We start from the raw sequence: 23218 nt of genomic DNA, 5'->3' as shown, positions 1-23218 counted from the left end.
CTTTCAACCACGAGGAGACCTGAGAAATGAGCCAGTTCAAGACACTTCGCTACGAAGCACGCGACCGCAAGGCCTATATCACGCTGTCCAGGCCCGATCGATTGAATGCTATTGATGACGATATGCCTGGAGAAATCCGCGCAGCTGTGGAGCTAGCAGAAAGTGATCCCGACGTGCATGTAATAGTGCTCAGCGGCGACGGCGATGCTTTCTGCGCCGGTTATGACCTCAAAAAATTTGCGGAAGATGGCAATAGCCGCTGGAACCAGGCAGGTCCATCGTGGGATCCGATCCAAGACTATCGCGGGATGCGTCGCAACACGGACGACTTCTTCACATTGTTCCGCGCGCTGAAACCGTCCATCTGCAAAATCCACGGCTATGCCGTCGCGGGCGGTAGCGATATAGCCTTGAGCTGTGACCTCGTGGTCATGGCGGAGGACGCAAAGATTGGCTATATGCCTGCGCGGGTTTGGGGTTGCCCCACAACAGCCATGTGGGTCTACCGATTAGGTGTGGAACGAGCGAAGCGCATGCTGCTGACCGGTGACAAGATCGATGGAAAGACTGCTGCCGCGTGGGGGCTGGTTCTGGAGGCTGTACCAGCAGAGCGACTAAATGCTCGTGTGGAAGAGTTAGCCGACCGCATCGCAGGCGTACCCACAAACCATCTGGCCATGCAAAAGTTGATGATCAATCAGGCGTTGGACAACATGGGGCTGACCTCTACTCAGACTCTTGCGACGTTGTTTGATGGCATCACTCGGCATACTGCGGAAGGTCGCTGGTTCAAAGATTTTGCGGAGCAGCGTGGCTTTCATGAGGCGGTTGCCTGGCGTGACTCTGGACGTCCCATTCCCAACGGCGGCGGTCCACTTCCTATGGAAAAAGCCTGATGAAAGCCCTGCAGACCTCCTACTGGCCTGCGGATACTTCGCAGCCTATTCTGAGTCTGACTGCAGGTGACGCTTTGCGTCTAGCTGCAGCCGAGGCTCCTGACGTCACAGCGCTAGTCGAGTTAGTCCCTGCAGGCATGACCTCACTGGTCGGAGCAAACAGAACTGATCGGCGCTGGACGTACGCGCAGTTGTTGACTGAGGCCGAGCGTTGTGCTCATTGGCTGGCCCAGCATTTCCGTCCTGGAGAGCGTATCTGCTTGTGGGCACCCAACGTACCTGAATGGGTGTTCATACAGTACGGCGCTGCCATGGCAGGGCTGGTGCTGGTTACCGCCAATCCAGCACTACGAGCGAAAGAGTTGCGTTATGTGCTCCGGCAATCAGAGGCTGCAGGGCTCATTCACACTGAGGAGTTCAGAGGGACGCCTATGGGTGATATCGCCCGCGAGTTGGAAGCTGAGGTCCGGCATCGATTTTGCATCGCTGACTGGCGGAATCTTCTCGAAAAAAATGCTTCGAGTGACACTGTGTTGCCTATTGTCAGGCCTGAAGATCCTGCTCAGATCCAGTACACCTCAGGGACTACGGGGGAGCCTAAGGGGGCGATGTTGCGTCATCTGAGCTTAGTGACGAACGGCTATTACATTGCATCGAAGGCAGGTCTGAAACGCGGTGTCTTTGTAAGCCCCATGCCACTCTTCCATACCTCAGGTTCAGGCATGAGTGCACTCGGCTGCGTCACCACCCGATCAACCTATGTACTACCGCTAGTTTTTGATCCAGAGCTAATTCTCAGCGCTATTGAGCGTGAGGCCGGAACATTGACGTTGGGGGTGCCGACAATGTTGATTGCCATGCACGAGCAAGCAAGCAGAAGTAGTTATGACTTGTCTTCCTTGCGCACGGCAATTTGTGGTGGAGCGCCAATTCCTGGAGACCTACTCAAGCGGGTCGAAACCAGTCTCGGCTGCGACCTGACTCCTGTTTTTGGGCAGACTGAACTTAGCCCGATTGTCATGCAATGTGCACCAGATGACTCACTAGAAGACAAGGCTAATTCGGCAGGCCGCCCCTTGTGGCAGGTGGAAGTCAAGATCGGCGATCCAGCGAAGGGAGATCCAGTCCCCATAGGGGATGAGGGCGAGATCATGGCCCGCGGCTATCAATGCATGCTGGGTTACTACAACATGCCTGAGGCGAATGCCCAGGCCATCGATGCCGAGAACTGGGTACGCACCGGCGACCTCGGCATCATGGACGAACGCGGCTACGTACGAGTGACCGGACGACTAAAGGACATGATCATCCGTGGTGGCGAGAACATCTACCCGCCTGAGATTGAGCAACAATTGTTTTCTCATCCAGGAGTGGCAGACGTGGCCGTGTTCGGTATTCCCGATCCGTACTGGGGAGAGGTGGTCGTCGCAGCGGTGCGAGCCTCCGATCTCCAATCGATCCCCACGGTAAGCGAGCTGCATGCACATTGCCGTGCTGGACTGGCGCCACATAAAACGCCGACGCACTGGTTTTTGTGCCGAGAGTTTCCTTTGACCGGCTCAGGTAAGGTGCAGAAGTTCAAGCTACGTGAGCTATGGCGCCAGGGGAGCCTGGTTGCGTTGGTTTAAGGAACCTCTGCATAAATCAAACCCAAGTGTGGTAACGCTTCGCTGAGTCTACGTTCCAAGGTTCAGTGAGCACCAAGATGCCTGCGTTTCGCGGGCATCTTGCCTTTTCAAGGTGGCACTTCAACCTTAAATGGGCTACTCGCCAGCCGATGTTGAATCGACCTGGGTCCAGTAGAGCAGTACGTGAGTTCTATCTATTGGTGCCGTAGCCATGGGTTGCTAATCTGCTTGTGTCATGCAGCGAAGTGTCATTGATCGTCGATGTGCTGCGGTATCGGCCCTTGTTTCATTGAGGCTTATTGATGATCTATATGTACTTCGAACGGCTTGTTTCCAGTACTGCAGGTCGGTGGCGTGGACATGTGACTTGAAGCTGTCTAGAAAAGGCTGGTCGATTCACCGGGTCGATTCATACGGCAAAGCCGACCTAAGCCTTAGAAGGTGGCTTTAGCCTTGATTAGGACTCGTGATCAAGTATGAACAAGCTGCCGTGATAGAAAACTGCAACTAGCGACTAATAGCTGAGCCATCGCGGCCACATTTCCCTCCAGGCGGTGCTGTGGACCAGCAACTGCAACTGCCAACGTTTCGTTATAGACGTTGATAAACGCTGCTATCGCCCAAACGTCACTAACGTTTTCTCCTCGCGTGACAAAGTAGCCTTGCTTACGACTGTCGAGCACGTCTTGTACGAGTAGCTCGTGCTCGACTTTGGTGGATTGGGTTATGGCTTGCAGCTTACGTTCCTTGAGCCACGTCCGTAGTTCCGTTTCCTTGAGGCTACCGAGCAACGCTTTACCAATCGAGCTGGAATGCAAAGGTTTGAACTCCCCCGGTTTCGCGGAGTATCGGATCGAGTGCAGGCCTTCAACAACTTGCAGATAGATCACTGAGTCCGCCTGCCGCTTGCCCAGAATAATGGTCTCCCGCGTGGCATCACGCAGGCGTTCAAGCACTGGCATAGCACGCTCTACCAAGGGATCTTTAGCGCAGATATCGCGCATCACATCGAACATACGTCTTGTCGGGTAAAGCGCCCGAGGACGGCTCAAGGTGTAGAGATAGCCGCGAGCAATCAAGGTGCTGACAAGTGCATGACAGGTGCTCTTGGGGATGTTGATGGCCTCTGCCAGTTCCGTCAGGGACAGTGGTGTTTGACCGCTCTGAAAGACCTCATAGATATCGATCATACGATCGACCGATGTGACGGTAGTAGCTGCCATGCTTCCCCTTCTAATGAGTTCTATTGAAAACAAAAATTCAGTGGGCTGAACAAAACCGGGTGCTTATGGTGGTAATCATGCGGCATTTTTTAATTTGTTCCAAATACTGAATTTTCATCCTTGTGTTAGAAAAAATGCCTTCCTAGGATGGGTGCACAACATTTCAAGGAGGCAATAAAAAGTGCAGGCCATTCAGGACATCAGCATCGAGCGGCATGAAAACGGCGTGGTTTGGATTACCGTTGACCGGGCCCACAAACACAATGCGCTGGCGGGTCATGTGCTCACAGCGTTGGCACAGGCAGTCACAGAAGAGGGCGCTCAGTCCACCACCCGGCTGTTGCTGATCCGCGGCGCCGGCGAACGCTTCTTTGCCGCCGGCGGCGATCTGGTTGAACTCTCGGAGGTGCGGGACGAAGCCGCGACCCGGGCCATGGCCGAGCGCTCACGCGGCGCTCTTGATGTCATCCGCCAGTGCCCCGTGCCCGTGCTGGCCTTTCTGAACGGAGACGCTATCGGCGGCGGTGCCGAACTGGCACTGGCCTGCGATTTACGCTTGCAGGCAGCACACGCCCGCATCGGCTTCATCCAGGCACGCCTGGCCATCAGCAGCGCCTGGGGCGGCGGCCCTGATCTGTGTCAGCTCGTTGGCAGCGCCCGCGCACTGCGAATGATGGCGCGCTGCGAAATGGTGGGTGCGCAGCAGGCCCTCGACTGGGGTCTGTCTGACCAGCTCATCAGCGACGGCCCCGACGGTCAGGACATCCAGGCATTTCTGGCCCCCATGCTTTCCTGCCCGGTCCATGTGCTGCGCGCCATCAAGGCGCAGACCAGCGCATGGCGCACCGGCCAGAGCTACGAGCAGCGGCGCGAGGTGGAGCGGCAGCAGGTCTTGTGCACTTGGCTGCACGACGACCACTGGAGTGCATCGGACCGATTTCTTGCGAAAGGCAGCCAATGAACCGAGACGACAACCTGCAGTTTGAGGGCGCGATCCCTCAGCTGTACCCCACGTCACCCAGTGGCATTGAGGTGCCGACCTGTGTGGATGCCTCTGCGGTGGATGCCGAGCGCATCGGACGGCCCGGTGAGTACCCTTTCACTCGCGGTATCTTCCCCGATGGCTATCAGGGCCGACTGTGGACCATTCGCCAGTACTCGGGCTTTGGCACGGCCGAAGAATCCAACGAGCGCTACAAATTCCTGCTGGAAAAAGGCCAAACCGGCCTGTCGGTGGCATTGGATCTGCCCACGCAGTGCGGCCTTGATCCAACGCACCCGATGGCTCGCCCGGAGATCGGCAAGGTCGGCGTTTCGCTGTCCAACCTGAGCGAGGCCGAGATCCTGTTCAAGGATCTGGACCTGTCGCAAATTTCCACTTCGTTCACGATCAATGGCACGGCCGCCATCATTTATGCGATGTACCTGGCTGTGGCCGACAAGCAGGGCGTGCCGCGCAGCAAGCTTACAGGCACGATCCAGAACGACATTTTGAAAGAGTACGTGGCGCGCGGCACCTGGATTTTTCCGGTGCGCCCGTCCATGCGCCTGATCGCCGACAGCATTCTGTATTCCAACGAGGTCTCTCCGCGCTTCAACCCGATCAGCATTGCCGGGGCCCACGTGCGGGATGCGGGCGCCACGGCCGCCGAAGAAATGGCCTACACGCTGGCCAACGGCCTGGCCTATGTGGATGAGCTGCGCAGCCGTGGTGGCGATGTCGAGAAGTTCGCCAAGCGTCTGTCCTTCTTCTTCTATGTACACATGGACTTCTTCGACGAAATCGCGAAGTTCCGTGCCGGGCGCCGCCTCTGGGCCCGTTTGATGAAGGAGCGCTACGACGTTCAAGACCCCAAGGCCCAGCATTTCCGTTTTGGCGTGGTCTGTGGCGGCTCGTCTCTGGTGGCTCCACAGCCTTACAACAACGTGGCGCGCGTGGCCGTAGAAACGATGGCCGCGGTCTTTGGCGGTGCGCAGTCCATCTTCACCTGCGCTTTCGACGAGGCCTTCCAGATTCCCACCGAATTTTCGGCCGAACTGGCGGTGCGCACGCAGCAGATCCTAGCCTACGAAAGCGGTATCGCCCGCACGGTGGACCCTCTGGGCGGCAGCTACTTCGTCGAGCAGCACACCAACCGCATGGAAGAGCAGATTGTGGGCGTCATGGACGAGATCGATGCCTACGGTGGTGTGGTGAAGGCCATTGAAGACGGCTGGCTGCAGATGCGCCTGGCTGAGCGCGGGCTGGAGCGCAAGCTCGACAACGACGCCGGCAAAAGCGTGGTCGTGGGCCAGAACCATTTCAAGAAAGAAAACGAAGAGATCAAGGTGGGTGAGGTGTTCACGCTCGATCCCACCGTGGCGCAGCGTGCGCTGGAGAAATACCAGCGCGTGATGGACAACCGTGACAACGCTGGCGTCAAACGTTCACTTTCCCGCCTTTCGGCAGCTGCCGCCAAGGACGATGAGAACGTCATGCCCTACCTGGTCGAGTGCTGCCACGCCTATGCCACGGTAGAGGAGATGGTGGACTGCCTCAAGGCGCAGTGGGGCGAATTCAAGGAGCCGGTGAACTTATGAGCACGCAACAACGCACTGCCAAATTGGCATCCAAACGCATCCTGATCGGCAAGCCCGGTCTGGATGGGCACGACATCGGGGCCAAGATCATTGCGCTAACACTGCGCAACGCCGGGGCCGAGGTGATCTACACCGGCTTGCGCCGCAGCCCGGCGCAGATTGCCCAGGTCGCCATCGACGAAGGCGTGGATGCGGTGGGCTTAAGCATTCTCTCGGGTAGCCACAAAGAACTGGTGGCCGACGTGATTGCGCAGCTGCGCGAGATGAACGCATCCGACGTGAAGGTGTTTGTCGGAGGCACCATCCCCGCCGAAGACCATGAATCGCTGCGCGAGTTGGGTGTCAGCGCCGTTTTCACTGCCGATATGCCGCTCGACAAAGTGGTGGCATCGCTGGCCGAAAGCCTGTCATGACGGCCCCGTTGGCTGGAATCCGTGTCATCGAGGTCGGCCACATGCTGGCTGGCCCCTACTGCGGGCTCATGCTGGCCGACATGGGCGCTGAGGTCATCAAGATCGAAACGCCCGAGGGTGACATCGCCCGCTCGGTGAGCCCGCACTTTGTTGGGCCGCACAACGCCTACTTTGCCAGCCTCAACCGCAGCAAAAAAAGCGTGGTGCTGAATTTAGCCTGCGCTCAGGGGCAAGAGGCGCTGGCCGATCTGGCCAGTACCTCACATGCCCTTATCACCAACCTGCGGCCTTCAGCCATCCGCAAACTCGGCCTGACCTATGACAGCCTGCGGCAGTGCAACGAGCGCCTGGTCTGCGTGGCGCTTACCGGTTACGGGCTGGATGGCCCGTACTCAGATAACCCGGCTTATGACTATGTGATCCAGGCGTTGACCGGCGTGATGGCCCTCACCGGCGATCCGTCGGCACCGCCCACCAAGGCCGGCTACTCCGCCGTGGACAACTCGGCCGGACTGGCGGCCGCCGTGGGCTTGCTGGCCAAGATCGTGCAGGGGCAGGGCGGCCAGGTCGATGTGGCGATGTATGACGTGATGCTCTCGCAGCTTAACTATCTGGCTGGCGCGGCACTCAACGCTGGCGAGACGATCGAGCGCCTGGCCGATTCGTCGCACCCGTATGTGGTGCCGGCCCAGATCTTTGCTACTGCCGATGGCTGGCTGACGCTGTTCATCACGCACGACAAGTTCTGGGAAATTTTCTGCATGGAAATCGAGCGGCCTCAGTGGGTGCGTGACCCGCGCTTTGCCACCATGGCGGCACGGCGCAGCCACCGCACCGAAGTGGTGTCGGCCATTGCACAGGTGCTGCAGCAGGCCCCGGCAGCGCACTGGGTCCGGCGCCTAGCGCCCTTGGGGGTGGTGGTGGCTGAGGTGGGCACTCTCAATACCGCGCTGGACGGCGACATCGCACGTTCGCGGGATTTGGTGGTCTCCCTAGGCGATGGCAACCTGCCGCTCAGCGCCGTGGCCAGCCCTATACGCTTTGACGACTTCACTCCCACTTACCGCTTGCCGCCGCTGCTCAATGAGCACGCAGCAGAACTGCTGGGAAAGGGCGTGCCATGCACATGAACGTCACTGCGCTGGACCGTGCATCGCTAGGGCGCGCGTTGACCAGGCTGGCCAATGCCGGCGTGTCGGACGCCGCACTGCGTCCACTGCCGGTGCGGCCCGCCACACTGGCGCACCGCATCGGCGTGACCGGGGCGCCCGGAGCGGGAAAGAGCACGCTGGTGGGGCATTTGGCCATGCAGCGGCTGCAGACACGGGCGCGGCTGGGGGTGCTGGCCGTGGACCCCAGCAGCCCCCACAGCGGGGGGGCAATTTTGGGCGACCGCATCCGCATGGATGACCTTGCCGGCAGTCACGAGCTGTATATCCGCTCCCTGGGCTCGCGCAAAACCACCGATGGCCTGGCCGACAACCTGCCGGAAATGCTCGATCTCATGGATGCCTATGGCTTCGGCGAGGTGCTGCTGGAAACTGTGGGCGTGGGTCAGGCGGAATACGCGGTGCGTGCACAGGTCGACACGCTGGTGCTGGTGTTGCTGCCCGACAGCGGCGACGTGGTGCAGGCCATGAAGGCCGGAATCATGGAAATGGCCGATATTTTTGTGGTCAACAAGGCCGATCTGCCTGGTGCCCAGCGCATGGTGGCCGATATTCGTCGCATTGCTGCCGTCAGTCGCCATACCCCGGATGCATGGATAGCTCCGATTCTGCTGACGGCTTCATCGCAGCCGGAATCCATTACCGCGCTGTCGCAGGCCATTGATCAGCACCAGGCCTGGTTGGCCCGCAATGGCGGGCAGCAGCAGTCGTTGCACACCCTGCGGGCCCGCTACCGGTTGAAGCGGACGCTGGAGCTGAGACTGGGCGATGCCATTGCGCGTGAGGACACGGAATTTTTCTCGAAGCCTGTTGCAGAGCAGCTGGCGCACATCCTCGAAATCGCTCGAGCGCAGCTCGCGGAAGACCTGAAGAAAGGTTCGACATGCTGAAAAACAGGCTTTCGGTGTTTGCCGCTGCGTGTGCACTACTTGGCTTGTCGGCTCCTACCGCTCAAGCCTTTCCAGACAAGCCGGTGCGCATCATCGTGCCACAGACACCGGGGGGGGCCTCCGATGCACTGGCGCGAGTCATGGCGCAAAAGCTGGGTGAGAAATGGGGCCAGCCCGTTATCGTGGAAAACAGAGCTGGTGCGGGTGGCAATATCGGAATGGGGGCCGTGGCCACGGCTGCCCCGGACGGTTATGTGCTGCTCATGACCTATGTGGGAACCCAGGCCATCAATGGTGCCCTGTATCGAGGTCTGTCGTTTGATCCGGTGGCCGACTTCACCCCTGTGGCCACGCTGGCGACCTTGCCGTTTGTGATTGTGGGGCGTAGCAATGCAGCGTTTCACACCGTGGCAGAGCTGGTGGCTATGGCGAAAAAGGTACGTGTGACTTATGGCTCCGCTGGCAACGGCTCGGTCAACCACTTGCTGGGTGAAATGTTCGGCTCCGGCGCGGCGGTCAAGCTTGAGCATGTCCCCTACCGCGGAGCCGCTCAAGCACTGCAAGACCTGCTGGCCGGACAGGTGGACGTGGTCTTCACCAGTCTGCCCTCCGTGGCTGGGCAGCTCAAAAGCGGCAACCTGCATCCGATCGCGGTGACCAGCGCCCGCCGCGCCAAAGCATTTGCACAGATTCCCACGGTGGCGGAGGCTGGTTTCGCTGACTTTGACGTCAACCCCTGGTTCGGCCTGATGGCTCCGGCTCGTGTGCCGCGCGAAGTCGTCATGAAGATCAACACCGATGTGAACGATTTACTGCGCACCCGCGAGGTGACGGCCAGTTTTGAAGCGCAGGGCGCGGAACCCTATCCGTCCACACCCGATGCATTCGGCCAGCAGCTGCGCGCCGATGCCGTGCGCTGGGGCAAGGTGGTGCGCACTTCCGGCGCGCGGGTGGACTGAGTCATGGCACGGACGCACATCCGATTGTCCAAAAAAGCCATCCATGTCGGCACAACGGAGCTGGCATCGATCGATCAGGTGGATGCGGCCAGAGCCGCATCACTTTCCCTGCTGCAACACAGCGTGCGGCGCAGGCACAAGCAGCTGGCATTGATCCGGCTGTTGAATGCGGTGCAACTGAGAGCGGAGATTGACGGCGCGTCCTGGGATCACAGCCTGGCGGTTGCCGGGGTATTAGGCCGTCCGCAGGAGGTGCTGCTGCTGCGCGCCATGCGGTGCCGAACCGGAAGTGGGCAAGCGCGGTAAAGGCTTGCAGTTCGACTTTTCAACGAAGGAGAGTTAGATGCTGATACCAAGAAAGCGTTTTGCCCGCCGTGCGCCCTCCGGGCCCGGCCGCCTGGCAGCTGTTGCGCTGGCGCTGTCTGCCATGGGGGCTACGGCACCTGTGCTGGCACAGGCCTCGGATGACGTCATCCGCATTGGCGTGCTGGCGGACATGTCGGGTCTGTACTCCGATATGGGCGGGCCGGGAATCACCGAGGCCGTGAAATTCGCCGTGGCCGATGCTGGTGGTACCGTGCTGGGCAAAAAAATCGAGGTGGTTGTTGCCAATCACTCGGCCAAAGCCGATACCGCTGCTACCCGGGCCCGCGAATGGTTTGACACCCAGGGCGTGGACATGATCATCAGTGGCCCCAGTTCGGGCACCAGCCTGGCGATTGCTAAAGTCGCGGCGGAGAAGAAAAAAATCGTGATAGTCACCGGTGGCGTGGCTGCGCAGCTCACCAACGAGGAATGTTCGCCTTACATCATTCATTATCTGTACGACACCGTGGCTCTGGCGCGCGGCACGGGCGCTGCCATGACCAAGCAGGGCGGCAAGAGCTGGTACTTTCTCACGGTGGATTACGCGTTTGGTGATTCCCTGGAGCGCGAGACCGCACAGGTGGTCAAGGCCAGCGGAGGCAAAGTCATCGGCAACGTGCGCCATCCGCTTTCAGCCTCAGACTTTTCATCCTTTCTGCTGCAGGCCAAAGCCTCGGGCGCCCAGGTTCTGGGTCTGGCCAATGGAGGGGGGGACACCATCAATGCGATCAAGGCAGCCAATGAATTCGGCGTGTCCCAGTCCATGAAAATTGCCGGCTTGATGCTGTTTCTGACCGATGTGCACTCGCTCGGTCTGAAGCTCACCCAGGGCATCAACCTGACCGAAGCCTGGTATTGGGACAGTAATGAAAAAACACGGGCCTGGTCCCAGCGCTTTCAGGGCAAGATGAAAAAGATGCCCACCAGCATGCAGGCAGCCAGCTATTCCGCCGCGCTGCAATACCTGCTGGCGGTCAAAGCGGCGGGAACCGACCAGACCGAGCGCGTGATGGCGCAGCTGAAAAAACAAAAAATCGACGATATGTACACCTCGGACGGCTTCATCCGTGAAGACGGCCGGATGGTGCACGATCTGCGGCTGATGGCGGTCAAGAGTCCGGCTGAATCCAAGAAACCCTGGGACTATTACAAGGAGGTGCAAGTTATTCCGGGCAGCCAAGCGTTTGCCTCCAAGGCGGAGTCCAAATGCAAAAACTGGGTGGGAGGGTAAACCAAAAAAAGTCACTCCCTACACCCCACGAGTCAGTGCATCCATTTCCAAGCAAGTACTAAATCAGGAGACAAAGCGATGACCGAAATCAAGCAGAATTTTGTAAAAAGCACGACAGAGCCTTCCGAAGCCGTGCGCAAAGCTATCGTGGAAGCCAAAGAGCTGCCCATTTTGGATGTTGGCCCCTATCTGGCCGGTGTGCCCGGTGCGCTGGAGCAATTGGGCGCAGATGTACGCCACATTCAGGAGCATCTGGGTTTTTTTGCCATCATTAACCACGGTATTCCCCAGGCGCTGATCGATGAATCCTTCCATCAGACAGCGAAGCTGTTTGAAGTGTCGGGGGAGGAAAAGATGAAGCACCGGGTGGGCTATCACCACCAGGGCTATCTGCCGCCCAAGTCATCTATCCTGCAGTCCAATGCCATCAAGGAAAAGATTGCACTCAATACCAAGAAGGACACAAACTCCGCCTGGTTGTTCATGCGTGAACGCGACGCCAACGACCCAAAGGTCAAGGCCAATGTCCGCCACCGTGGTCAGAATCAGTGGCCCGACAGCCTGCCGGACTTCAAGGCCGCACTCTACAAGTACCAGACATCGATGGAACAGCTGGGTAAACAGCTGCTGCCGATTTACGCCCGGGCACTGAATTTGCGTGCAGATTATTTCGACAGCATGTTCAAGACGCCCGAGTACTACCAGCGCTGTGCTTACTACCATCCCGAAGAGAAGATGGAAGAGGGTCAGTTCGCGCTGGCACCGCACTCAGACGGCAGCTTTCTCACGCTGCTGCCCATGACGCCCGTGCCCGGTCTGCAGGTGATGACGCCCAATAAAGACTGGCTGAACGTGAAGTATGTGAAGGACGCGCTGATCGTCAACACCGGCCAGGTGCTCAACCGCCTGTCCAACGACCGCTTTATCGCTACGCCGCACCGCGTCATTAACCCGCCGCACAAGCGTTATGCGATGACGTTCTTTTTCTATCCCGATGACGACGCCAGCGTGGCCCCGATTGCCGAGTGCGTGCAGCCCGGTGAGAAAGTCAAGTACGACTCGCGCTCGTTCTACGACTTTTTCGTTCCCTATCTGGACGACCTCTATCACTACAACGACGCCAACTTCATGAAGGAAGTGGAGCCCGAGCGCGCGGTGGCGCAAGGCTGACGAGGCTGCACCGCCAGGTGCTGTCTCTGCCCGGCCGGCCGCACAGCCTTTGCAGGTACTGTGCGGCGCGGGCAGAGATGAGGGCAGAGGTTTTTCAGATAACCGAGGGGCCAATGTGAAGAGGCAGTTACTCATCAATGGAAATTGGGTGGACGCGCTGGCAGGTGGAACGATCGATGTGATCGATCCCTGCACGGCACGTTCGTTTGGCAGCATTGCACGCGGTCAGGCCGAAGACGTGGACCGCGCAGTCGCGGCTGCACAGGCCGCTATGGACGGCGCCTGGGGGCGTACCACCGCCACCGAACGTGGGCGCATTTTGCTGCGCCTGGCGCAGATCATCGTGGCCAACGGCGAAGAGCTGGCGCAGCTGGAAGCGCGCGACACCGGCAAACCCATGGCCGTAGCTCGGGCAGATGCCGCCGCGGTGGCTCGTTACTTTGAGTTTTATGGTGGCGCGGCTGACAAGGTGCATGGCCAGACCATTCCCTATCTGAACGGCTACAACGTGAGCGTGGTGCGCGTGCCGCACGGTGTCACCGGCCACATCATTCCCTGGAACTACCCGGCCCAGATGATGGGGCGCACGTTGGCCCCCGCACTGGCCATGGGCAATGCCGCAGTGGTGAAGCCGTCGGAGGACGCCTGCCTGACGGCGCTTAAGCTCGCGGAGCTGGCCATGGAGGCCGGCCTGCCTCCAGGAGCGCTGAATATCGTAACCGGCTACGGTGCTGAGGCCGGCGCCGCGCTCACGGCCCACCCGGGCGTCAATTTTGTGACCTTCACCGGTTCGCCCGAAGCCGGCATGCTGGTGCAACAGGCCACGGCACTCCACCATGTTCCTTGCGTGCTGGAACTAGGGGGCAAGTCGCCGCAGATCGTGTTTGACGACGCCAATCTGGCCAAGGCCGTTCCTGCCATCGTGCGTGCCATCGTGCAAAACGCGGGGCAAACCTGCTCGGCCGGCAGCCGTCTGCTGGTGCAGCAAGGGGTGTACGACGTATTCGTGAAGACCGTGGCCGAGCATTTTTCCGCGCTGCGCGTGGGCACGCCAGAGATGGATCTGGACTGCGGCCCGCTGATCAGCGCCAAGCAAAAAAGGCGCGTGCAGGCATATATCGACGATGCCGTGCAGCAAGGCATTCCGCTGCTGGCTCAGGGCCGGCTGGCCGATGGGCTGTCGGACGATGGTTTCTTTGTCGCACCGGCCTTGTTCGGTGCGGTGCCGCGCGACAGCCGCTTGGCCTGTCAGGAAATCTTCGGCCCGGTGCTGGCCGTGATGCCGTTCAGCGACGAAGAAGACGCCGTGCGTCTGGCCAACGCCACGGAGTTTGGCCTAGTCGCGGGTGTCTGGACAGAAAACGGTAGTCGCCAGTCGCGCATGGCCCACAGGATTGACAGCGGGCAGGTGTTCATCAACTGCTATGGCGCCGGCGGCGGCGTGGAGCTGCCCTTTGGCGGCGTGAAGAAAAGCGGATATGGCCGGGAAAAAGGCCTGGTAGCTCTCGAAGAGATGAGCACCACCAAAACCATTGTTCAGCACTACGAATAATCAGGAGACCGCAACATGACTGCATTGACCAACAAAATTGCCATCGTTACCGGTGCCGGCAGCGGCTTTGGAGCGGCTATCGCTAAAGCCTTTGTGCAGGCCGGGGCCAAAGTGGTACTGGCCGATCTGCGGCTCGAAGCCGCGCAGGCCGTGGCTCAGGAGCTGGGGGCCAACGCACTGGCCGTGGCCTGTGATGTGAGTAAAGGCGAGCAAGTGCAGACCATGGTGGACCAGTGCGTGCGTCACTTCGGCATACCCTATGTGGTGGTCAACAACGCCGGCACCACGCACCGCAACCAGCCCATGCTAGAAGTGGACGAAGCCACGTTCGACCGCGTCTTCAACGTCAACGTGAAGTCCATCTACCACATGACCCGCGCCGTAGTGCCCCTGATGCAGGAGCGCAAGGACGGTGTGATCATCAATATCGGATCGGTCGGCAGCATTCGCCCCCGCCCGGGACTGACCTGGTACAACAGTTCCAAGGGCGCCGTTAAGGTGATGACCAAGTCTATGGCGGTAGAGCTGGCGCCCATGGGCATCCGCGTGAACCTGATTGCACCGGTTATGTCGCCCACTGGTCTGCTGCAGGATTTTATGGGAGTAGCCGACAGCGAAGAAAACCGTGCTCGCTTTGTCTCCACTATTCCTATGGGGCGCATGTGTGACCCCATGGATGTTGCCAATGCAGCACTCTATCTTGCGAGTCCGCATTCGTCATTTCTAACGGGCATTGAATTGCCAGTTGACGGAGGACGATCCATTTAACGTCATGAGGATCTGAGCATTGTTGATTAATTATGCTTAGGCGTCAGGTCCCTGCAGTGCAATAACTCCATCGAAAAGTGTTTACAACACTAGATGGGCGTTGTTGCACAAATCCAATTTGAGGCGAACTACCCCAAACTCTCGCCATGGCTATGCTACGCCTACCGTCTGAGGGCGACCCTGGGCTGTAAATCGATTCAAAATGGCTGCTCGGATATGCAGCTCGTTGACTTGGCGTTCAAAGGTTCAGGACATCACTTGGCTCGCCCAGTCGATTGATGCAGTTCATCTTGGTTTCCAGCAAACTTCGCCGGTGGCAGCCACTCCAGTGTTTCCAGCTACCTCGTCCCACAGCCGTCTGCATGCAGCATCGCTGCATTGCGATGCGCAAAGACGCCACCTTTGCGGATTCGAGAATTCTTTCAAGGCGGGATGACTGGAGTTTCTCCAAGCCTCATTACCGTTTCAAGGACTGGTTGCGTGTCGTAAGCACCATCGCCTGTCAGGCGCGTCATCCTCGGGCAACTGTTGCAGCAAGTAAGGCAAGACTGAAGCATCGTTCACATTTTTTGAAGTCACACAGGTGGCCCTAGTCTGCAATGTCTGCTCATCAATACCAATGTGCAACTTGCACTACTGGCGTTGGCGCTCAGGCCCATGCTTTTTGCATTTTCACTCGCCTTCGCCCAAGAACTTGATCTCTTCGAGTCCACCAGCAAGTGCAGACCGGCTTGGCTGCGTGTATACGGTATCTGAACATTCAGATTGAGTGCGTACTGAAGTCTGGCACTGGCCATGTAAGGCCACACAATTGCAGCACCGATTGCACCAGCCCGTGAATTGCCTGAGCGCTAGGCCAACTTGAAGCTTGCCAGCTGGTGGCGTAGCCAGATGGAACTCACACCGGAAGGTCAGACAAACACTCCGCGTTGGCGCAGTTTGTTGCTGATGCGCAATTGGCCGTGTGCGTGCTGTTAGATGGAATTGGCAACAACGGCCGCCTCAATGGCTTCGTCCACTTGATTCTTTGGGTCGGGTTGGTGTCATAAAGTCTCGATCAGAGCCACGATACCACCTCCTTCGTGGTAGTGCTGATATCGATAGGGGGTGCCACGGGGCAGGCCCATGACTTTGCGGCATTGGAGATGTTACCTAGCTCGCTGGCCGGATTGGGCAGGCCAACCTTGTGCCGGATGAAGGTTTGTTGAAGCTGTTCGTGAGGTTTCTCTGTGGGCGCTTGCGCGCCCGGATTGATAAAAATTTGTACCCTTATCAAAAAGGGAAACCTCACCTGTTGAAAAGGCCCGCTGTCAGATCAAGTCTGAACTTCTGCATCTTAGTGTCCGGCTGAAGAGTCTTCGCGTAGCAGTTTCTTGTTGATCTTGCCCACGCTTGTTTTGGGAATCTCGCTCACCAAGCGGATGCGCTCGAGTTCAGGCACCGCATACGCACTCAACCGATTGGCTTGCACCTGGCTCAGCAGCTGCTCGCGCACGAACTCGGCCTTCACCTCGCGGCCAGCGACCACAAAGGCCATGGGACGTTCGCCCCACTTTTCATCCTGCACCCCAATCACAGCGGCTTCTTGCACACCGGGGATCTGCGTGATCAGGCCTTCAACCTCAATCGAAGAGACCCATTCGCCGCCAGTCTTGATCACATCCTTGAGGCGGTCAACGATTTGCACTACGCCGTTGGGCTGCATCACGGCGATGTCCTGAGTGTGTAAATAGCCACCACTCCACAGCTCTTCCGAGGCCTCGGGCTTCTTGAAATAAAGCGGTGTAAGCGAAGGCGAGCGCAGCACGATCTCACCGCGGGTTACGCCGTCGCGGGGCACATCCTGCATGCTCTCGTCGACTACGCGTAAGTCCACCATCAGCGATGGCTGGCCGGTCGAGCAGCGCAGGCGTAGGTCTTCCTGCGCGGTGAGCGTAGCGCCAGTTGCAGGCGTGAGGGCCAGCGAAACCACGGGACCAGTTTCTGACATGCCATAGCCGGCAAATACATCCATGCCCTTGGCCAGGGACGCTGCGCACAGGCCAGGTGGAAGGGCCGATCCACCGATGATGAGCTTCCAGCCATTGAGGTCTTGGCCAGTCTTTTCAGAGCCGTTGAGCAACATCTGCAGGATGGTGGGAACGCAGTGCGAGAAAGTGATCTTCTCGGTTTCGCGTAGTTGCAGCAATACATCGGGCTGGTAGCGGCCTGGCAGCACGGTGCGCAGGCCCAGCATGATGGCGATATAAGGCAGGCCCCAGCCCAACACATGGAACATGGGGGTAATGGGCATGTAAACGTCCGCGCGGTGTAAGCGCTGCGTACCACTCGGCGAGCAGAGGCTCAAGGCCGTGGCCATGGCGTGCAGCACGATGTGGCGATGGCTGTAGCACACGCCTTTGGGATCGCCGGTGGTGCCCGTGGTGTAGAACGTTACGGCCTTGGTGTTTTCATCCAGCTCGGGGAAGTCGTAGCCAGCACTCGCCTGGGTGACTAGGGCTTCGTACTCGCCGGCCAGGTCCAGATCGGTCGCTGGCACGATGCCATTATCGGATAGCACGATGATGTGGCGAATGCGTGGCAGCTCAGAACGGATTTGCTCGATAACGCTGAGGAAGTCGGTGTGCACCAGTAGGACATCTGTATCGGCATCCCTGAGGGTGTACAGAATCTGTGCGGGCGACAAGCGGACATTTACCGTGAACAGTGTGGCACCCATCATGGGAATGCCGAAGTAGGATTCCAGATAGCGGTGGCTGTCCCAGTCCATCACGGCCACGGTGCTGCCAGCACCCACTTCCAAGCGAGTCAGGGCGTTGGCTAGCTGTCCAATTCGGCGCTGGAAGTCGCGGTACTGGTAGCGCATTTCCCCTCGGTAGGTAATTTCTTGATCCCCGTGCAAGCTCATGGCATTGATCAGCAACTGCTTGATCAACAGAGGGTAAGCGTACGCCGATGGTGTTGGCTGGAGCAAGTTATCAGTGGACTTCATATCATCTCGCATTCATTTTTGGTTTGCTATTTGAGGGAGACGGCCGCAGCCACAGGTGCGCATCCTCTACGGCGAGGTCATAGCTGAGGCCAGGTAAACGGGGGGCAATGCACCGGCCATTTAGAATATCGACCTTCAGCCCGAGTGCGAGACAGCTAAAGGCATGAGCTTCGCATAGCCCGCTAGCTCTTAGTTAAATGCAAGACTTCCCGAGCTGAGCAGTAACTACTTGAAAAAACAGCTAGCTATGCGTCGACAGGCTGGTCAAGAAAACAGAAATGGTTGGCGGTTAAGCCATTAATAAATCGACCATCAACTGCTCCGCATCCGGCCAGTAGCCAAAGCCCGACAGCGGATTCAAATGGCCTACCGCACCCAGATGAGCCAGCCGGCTGCCCCATGCCTCACCCATGGCAGCCGCCTTGTCTGGGGCGCACAGCGGGTCATTTGAGCTGCTGGCGACAATCGATTTGAAGGGGAAGTTTTGATGGGGTACGGGCGTCCACAGATGCTCAGCAAATTCTTGTGCCGATGGGTAGCCCGTTGGCAGCACTTTTTCCAGGTCAGGGGGTGTTACCAGCAGCGCCCCCTTGACCTTGCCAAGCAGGCCGGATGACTGCGCCCAATGTGCCAGCATCACACAACCGACGCTGTGCGCCACCAGCAGCACGGGCAGCTGTGCAGTGGCCACCGCCTGATCAATGGCGGTGATACGCGCGGTCAGTGAGAAATCTTTTTTCCCCGCGGGTGGCACCAAGGTCACATGCTGCAAGCTTTCTGCCAAGATTTCCTGCCAGTGGTCCTTGAGGCGGTCCCTCATGCCCGGTATGAGCACAACATGCATGTCTTGCAAAGAAGAAGCGTTCATTTGTCGTTCAAACTAATAGTGAAGCATCTCTCATTCATCTGCCGAAGAATGAGGGCGATTACTGGAAAGAGTCGTGTGAGAACGTGTTCAAAATCTCTTCTGTACCGCGCCAAAGTCTTTGTGGGATGCGATTCCGCAGGCCGCCCGCAAAGGCACTGGCCCTCTGGGTTGGGTGCTGGACACGGAGGTCCAGGCGACCGGCTGTACTGGCGGGCGATTTCTTCGCGCGGCGCAGCTTGCACCCTGCTAACTCATCCCAATTGCGCTGCAACGCGGCATCGTAGAGGCTTTAGGCTGCGCGTTTCAGGAAGCCCTGGTTGCCGCCATTGCGATTGGGGGAGAACCCGTTGATTTCCAAGGTTTCGTCCGCAGAATCGTAGAAGGTGTCAATGCGGCAGATTTCACGCGCCTGCTCCGGCGTCGCAATGGGACGGCCAAATTCACGAGAGATACGCACCAATTGCTTGATCTGCTCAACGGTTGACATGCGTTCGGTGCGTGACTGGTTCCACAGGTTATCTTCAATGCCACAGCGCACATGCAACCCCAGTGCAATGCCCATCATGTTGATCGGCAGCACATTGCGCATGGAGCTTTCCACCGTCAGCACGGCGCCGTCCGGCAATGCGCGCACAAAGTTGGCCAGACTGTAGAGGTTTGGCATGTCCATGCCGCCGCCGATGGCTACCCAATTGAGCACCAGCGGACCTTTGTAAATACCACGGCGAATCAGGCGTTCGACGGACTCGTAGCTGTTGATGTTGTAGCACTGAAAGGCGCTTTGAATACCCGCCGCGCTCAGCCGCTTGATGTGTTCCTCGACCCAGCCGGGTTGAGCCGGTACCGTCATTTCCTTGTAGGCGTTGAATACGGCCGGGTCTTCCATCGATGTGCCAACGATGTCGGCATGGTCCCAATGCTCGACGACGTTCATCTGCGACGTGTTCACCGTCACCGTGACTTGGTCGGGCTTGGGCTGAAGTTCGGCCAGCATGTGGCGCGTGTCGTCGGACAACCACTTGGCGGCAGCGCCGTCGCTCTCGGGGGCAAAGCTAATCGAACCACCCACCTGAATAATCATCTTGGGTACGGCCTTGCGCACACCGGCGATCAGCTCGTTGAATTTGGAAAGGCGCTTGCTGCCCTTGCCGTCCAACTCGCGCACATGCAGGTGCAGCACCGTTGCGCCCGCGTTGTAGCAATCCACCGCCTTTTGGATTTGCGCTTCCATCGTGACCGGAATATCTTCTGGAAAATCAGCAGGGACCCAGGATGGACCATAGGGCGCTGCAGTAATAATCAAGGGCTGCTGGTTTTCCGGATAAAGGGAGCCGTCGAGAAAATTCATGATTAATATTTCCGATGTGTAGGTATATTTAAATAGCAACGCCGCCATTGGGGCTGATAATCTGCCCAATTAAGTATTTAGTCTCTGCAAGATGCAGTGCGGTTTCTGCGTACTCTTCAGGCGTACCCAGACGACCCAATGGAATCATTTGCGCCAGACGGGAACGACCTTCTTCCCCTGCCTGCTCCATATATCTTGAAAATGCTGGCGTCAAGATTCCGCCGGGGGCCATGGCATTCACAAAAACATTGGATCCAGCGACTTCGGCGGCGACGGATTTGGTGAAAGCAATCACAGCGCCCTTGGTTGCGGAGTAATGAGGAGAATGCGAGCTGATGGGGCAGAAGCCAGCAACCGAGGCGATATTTATTATTCGCCCCTCACGCTGAGATTCCATGATATTCAAGGCTTCACGCGTGCAGAAAAAAACCCCGTGAACATTAACATCCCAAAAGCGAAACCAATCCGCATCGGTCATTCGGCTGGTGAATTCTAAGGACTGACGGGGAACCGGTGTACTGATATAGGTGTAGTGCTTTGCACGGCGTGCTTCGTCGTCAGGCTTTTCCGGGGTGATCGCTGCATTATTGAAAAGCACGTGCAAGCCACCGAACTCAGCCTTGACTTCGGAAAACATCTGCTTGACCTGTTCGCTGTCCGCAACGCTTGCACGTTTGGCAACCGCTTTACCGCCATTTTTGAGAATTTCTTCAACAACGGCATTGATTCGTGATTCATCACAAAAATCATTAACCACCACCGTGGCACCTTCAGATGCAAGTCGCTTGCAAATGGCCGACCCTAGGCCGCCAGCACCACCTGTCACTAAAGCAATCTTATTAGATAAACGCATAAATTTCCCTTTTTTATATCAATGATATTCAAGAATTGATATTGATATTGAATTTCTTCACAATATCGCCATTGTCATGGTGCTCCTTGGTGGTAATAGCCTTGATATTTCCCATGGAGACTGTCTTAACCAGATCAAAACCGCCTTTGACAATGGCGTCCTGGTAACCCTTGTCACTCGTGCAGGCAATAATTGACTCGTGAAGTTTTGCAAGAACTTCTTCGCTGATTTTTGAACTGCCGATAACCCCAATCCAATTAGAGAAGTTGATTTCAGGTAACCCCAACTCTCCCATTGTTGGAATATTTGGCAGTTGCAGTGACCTTTTTTCTGAAGTCACTGCATATGCATTTAATTTTCCAGAATCTATCAAAGGCTTGGATGTATAAATTCCATCGAACATGATAGAAACACGTCCAGCCATAATCTCCACCAATGCTGGAGGCGAGCCGAGAAATGGGATATGCTGCATTTCAATACCGAGGCGTTTGGCAAACAGCAGACCCGCATAATGCGAGCTGGTGCCAGTGCTGTACGACGCGTAGCTATAAGCCCCGGGACTTTTCTGCAGATAAGTGGTCATTGCCTTGAAGTCTTTTGGCAATGAAGGGGATGCCACTAATACCATATTGCTTTGCGCCAACAAGGCAATAGGCCGCAAATCCGTCAAAGGATTGAAGCGGGTCTTCAATACATGAGGGATTTCGGTCAAAATATTGCTCGCACCTACAATCAGCGTATCGCCATCGGCTGGAGCATTGAGCAGAGTTTGGATGCCAATGCCACCACCTGCACCCGGCTTGTTTTCTACGATCACCGGCCGGCCGAGTACTGGGGCCAGTCGCTCAGCCAACAGGCGTGCCACGATGTCTGGTGTCCCTCCGGCTTGGGCTGCAACAATAATTCTCAAAACCTTGGTAGATGCATAGGTGGAGAAACTGGGGAGAGCCAACATTCCACCCATCCAGCTGAGTGCGTTGCGTCGATTCATTGCATTCATGAGATTACCTCCAGTTAATCAATCAAAATGTGTGACGTATGCCAAGCATCACGGCAGCATTGTTCTTGTTCGCTGCTACCGGCGATGCATATAGCGGACTCAATCCCATGTTCTCACCTTTATTTTTAGTGATGGCGCCACCCAGATATGCCATGGTTCTTTTGGATAGAAAGTAATCAAAGCCTAGAACCAGTTGCTCAGCGTAATGTCCATTATTGGTGTTGTCATCAATTCGGTAATATGCTGCGGTTAAATTATTCAGCGCATTCATACGGTAACCAACGCCGATGGACCATTGATTCATGCTGGCAGACCCGCCAGGCACGATAGCCTTAGAGGGATTTCTTGCCAAGTAATATCCAGCAGATACGGTGTACTTATCCCGCGAATAAAGTGCTCCAGCTCCACCAAGTCGATTGGTATTGGCTGACTCACTAAATCCGGCCGAACGCGCTGCAGCAGCACCTGCGACAGCGTTGCCTTCACGTAGCGTAAAAGCGGTGGTTGCGCTGGATAAATTATTCCCATAACCGTTGTAAATCAAGCCAGAAAGACTCAATCCACCATTTTTGTATAGGATAGACGCTGACTGCTGAGAGTCCTCCTTACCGCCACTCGGGCCAAAAGCGTAATGTAGAGTGAATGTTGTGTTATTCCACGTGGGCGATCGATAATTTATCGACCTGTCATTGTAGATAGAGGAGAAAGCGGCATTTGAGTTGTTTCCTATATACGCGCCACTAGCACTATTAAGGCCGACGAGTGCCGTAAGTGCACTGCCAAAATTTCTGGCTTGGCGCACGTCGGTTGCAGCCAGTGAAAAGAAAACTGGTGAGGCTTGTCGTCCCACACGGATTTCACCGAATCCGCCTGCCAATCCTACCGTGCTGAAGTGATTGAAGAATGAAACCTGCCCCGAACTATTCCCCGCACCCACCACGCCCGTGCTGGAGTTGTAAGCCGCCTGCAGTTGGAATATGGCGCTCAGGCCACCACCTAGGTCTTCTTTGCCACGCAAGCCCCAGACACTGGCCCCGCTGCCACCATCTTTGAACACTGTTTTTCCACTGCTAATTTTTGTGGTGGGAAGATATCCAATATTGCCGATCGGTAAACCGCTAATGGACATGACACCCGCATCAATGGCACCGTAAATAATGACGTTTGATTGCGAAAATGCAGGTATCGATAAATTCGAAAGCAAAAAACACGCAATGGTAGAACGCGTTTTAAAAGTCATGATCTTTTTGTCTCCTATTTTTTATTTATGCGTTTTTAATCGCATCGCTTTGAAGAGCTTGACGATTAATAC

Annotated in this window: 20 protein-coding genes and 1 pseudogene; 13 read left to right on the top strand and 8 right to left on the bottom strand. The window is 57.1% G+C overall.

Features of this window, described 5'->3' with window-relative positions; all coding sequences use genetic code 11:
* Window positions 1–26 precede the first annotated feature (26 nt).
* Both RSF91_RS11725 and RSF91_RS11720 read left to right on the top strand, forming a co-directional pair.
* The gene (locus RSF91_RS11725) at window positions 27–896 is read left to right on the top strand and encodes a crotonase/enoyl-CoA hydratase family protein (RefSeq protein ID WP_332568587.1); all 870 of its coding nucleotides are present in this window, start codon (window positions 27–29) and stop codon (window positions 894–896) included.
* Complete coding sequence (locus RSF91_RS11720; RefSeq protein ID WP_332568586.1) at window positions 896–2524, top strand: AMP-binding protein; 1629 nt, start codon at window positions 896–898, stop codon at window positions 2522–2524. Before RSF91_RS11725 ends, RSF91_RS11720 begins: the two co-directional genes overlap by 1 nt.
* Before the next feature lie 470 nt (window positions 2525–2994).
* Here RSF91_RS11720 and RSF91_RS11715 read toward each other — a convergent pair whose 3' ends face one another.
* Entirely contained in the window at window positions 2995–3747 is a 753-nt protein-coding gene (locus RSF91_RS11715) for an IclR family transcriptional regulator (protein WP_332568585.1), read from the bottom strand.
* 181 nt (window positions 3748–3928) lie between these two features.
* On the opposite strand from RSF91_RS11715, the gene RSF91_RS11710 reads away from it, so the two are divergent.
* From RSF91_RS11710 to RSF91_RS11660, 11 genes are all read left to right on the top strand, one after another.
* Complete coding sequence (locus tag RSF91_RS11710; protein ID WP_332568584.1) at window positions 3929–4708, top strand: enoyl-CoA hydratase/isomerase family protein; 780 nt, start codon at window positions 3929–3931, stop codon at window positions 4706–4708.
* Window positions 4705–6327, top strand: coding sequence for an acyl-CoA mutase large subunit family protein (locus tag RSF91_RS11705; protein ID WP_332568583.1), 1623 nt, complete (start codon window positions 4705–4707; stop codon window positions 6325–6327). The genes RSF91_RS11710 and RSF91_RS11705 overlap by 4 nt, the downstream gene beginning before the upstream one ends.
* Complete coding sequence (locus RSF91_RS11700; protein ID WP_332568582.1) at window positions 6324–6740, top strand: cobalamin B12-binding domain-containing protein; 417 nt, start codon at window positions 6324–6326, stop codon at window positions 6738–6740. The genes RSF91_RS11705 and RSF91_RS11700 overlap by 4 nt, the downstream gene beginning before the upstream one ends.
* Complete coding sequence (locus RSF91_RS11695; RefSeq protein ID WP_332568581.1) at window positions 6737–7870, top strand: CaiB/BaiF CoA transferase family protein; 1134 nt, start codon at window positions 6737–6739, stop codon at window positions 7868–7870. Before RSF91_RS11700 ends, RSF91_RS11695 begins: the two co-directional genes overlap by 4 nt.
* Entirely contained in the window at window positions 7861–8799 is a 939-nt protein-coding gene (locus RSF91_RS11690) for an ArgK/MeaB family GTPase (protein ID WP_332568580.1), read from the top strand. The genes RSF91_RS11695 and RSF91_RS11690 overlap by 10 nt, the downstream gene beginning before the upstream one ends.
* On the top strand, window positions 8793–9758 hold the full coding sequence (locus tag RSF91_RS11685; protein ID WP_332568579.1) for a Bug family tripartite tricarboxylate transporter substrate binding protein: 966 nt from the start codon (window positions 8793–8795) through the stop codon (window positions 9756–9758). Before RSF91_RS11690 ends, RSF91_RS11685 begins: the two co-directional genes overlap by 7 nt.
* Window positions 9759–9761: 3 nt before the next feature.
* Window positions 9762–10064 (top strand): hypothetical protein, encoded by a 303-nt coding sequence (locus tag RSF91_RS11680; protein WP_332568578.1) that lies wholly within the window; start codon window positions 9762–9764, stop codon window positions 10062–10064.
* A gap of 37 nt (window positions 10065–10101) precedes the next feature.
* Window positions 10102–11355, top strand: a complete 1254-nt coding sequence (locus tag RSF91_RS11675) for an ABC transporter substrate-binding protein (RefSeq protein ID WP_442878845.1) — start codon at window positions 10102–10104, stop codon at window positions 11353–11355.
* Window positions 11356–11433: 78 nt separating this feature from the next.
* Window positions 11434–12525, top strand: coding sequence for an isopenicillin N synthase family dioxygenase (locus RSF91_RS11670; RefSeq protein WP_332568577.1), 1092 nt, complete (start codon window positions 11434–11436; stop codon window positions 12523–12525).
* 115 nt (window positions 12526–12640) lie between these two features.
* On the top strand, window positions 12641–14077 hold the full coding sequence (locus tag RSF91_RS11665) for an aldehyde dehydrogenase family protein (RefSeq protein WP_332568576.1): 1437 nt from the start codon (window positions 12641–12643) through the stop codon (window positions 14075–14077).
* 15 nt (window positions 14078–14092) lie between these two features.
* On the top strand, window positions 14093–14845 hold the full coding sequence (locus RSF91_RS11660; RefSeq protein ID WP_332568575.1) for an SDR family oxidoreductase: 753 nt from the start codon (window positions 14093–14095) through the stop codon (window positions 14843–14845).
* A 150-nt stretch (window positions 14846–14995) separates the two neighbouring features.
* Here RSF91_RS11660 and RSF91_RS11655 read toward each other — a convergent pair.
* The 7 genes and pseudogenes from RSF91_RS11655 to RSF91_RS11625 form a co-directional block, all read right to left on the bottom strand.
* Window positions 14996–15703 (bottom strand): annotated as a pseudogene (locus RSF91_RS11655) (IS5 family transposase); the annotation flags it as partial.
* Window positions 15704–16181: 478 nt separating this feature from the next.
* The gene (locus RSF91_RS11650) at window positions 16182–17837 is read right to left on the bottom strand and encodes a fatty acid--CoA ligase (RefSeq protein WP_332568574.1); all 1656 of its coding nucleotides are present in this window, start codon (window positions 17835–17837) and stop codon (window positions 16182–16184) included.
* Window positions 17838–18126: 289 nt separating this feature from the next.
* Window positions 18127–18705, bottom strand: coding sequence for an RBBP9/YdeN family alpha/beta hydrolase (locus RSF91_RS11645; RefSeq protein ID WP_332568573.1), 579 nt, complete (start codon window positions 18703–18705; stop codon window positions 18127–18129).
* A gap of 289 nt (window positions 18706–18994) precedes the next feature.
* Window positions 18995–20053 carry a 3-keto-5-aminohexanoate cleavage protein gene (locus tag RSF91_RS11640; protein ID WP_332568572.1) on the bottom strand — a complete coding sequence of 353 codons (1059 nt, stop codon included), beginning with the start codon at window positions 20051–20053 and terminating at the stop codon, window positions 18995–18997.
* Window positions 20054–20081: 28 nt separating this feature from the next.
* A complete protein-coding gene (locus RSF91_RS11635; protein ID WP_332568571.1) occupies window positions 20082–20906 on the bottom strand; it encodes an SDR family NAD(P)-dependent oxidoreductase in 825 nt (274 codons plus the stop codon).
* Between the two features lie 28 nt (window positions 20907–20934).
* Window positions 20935–21906, bottom strand: a complete 972-nt coding sequence (locus RSF91_RS11630; protein WP_332568570.1) for a Bug family tripartite tricarboxylate transporter substrate binding protein — start codon at window positions 21904–21906, stop codon at window positions 20935–20937.
* Window positions 21907–21928: 22 nt separating this feature from the next.
* Entirely contained in the window at window positions 21929–23146 is a 1218-nt protein-coding gene (locus RSF91_RS11625) for a porin (RefSeq protein WP_332568569.1), read from the bottom strand.
* Between the last annotated feature and the right edge of the window lie 72 nt (window positions 23147–23218).

Origin of the sequence: Comamonas sp. (genome assembly GCF_036643215.1) — a bacterium.
GTDB lineage: Bacteria > Pseudomonadota > Gammaproteobacteria > Burkholderiales > Burkholderiaceae_C > Comamonas.
Note: the sequence above shows the minus strand (reverse complement) of the source record. Positions and strands in the feature narration are given on the sequence as shown.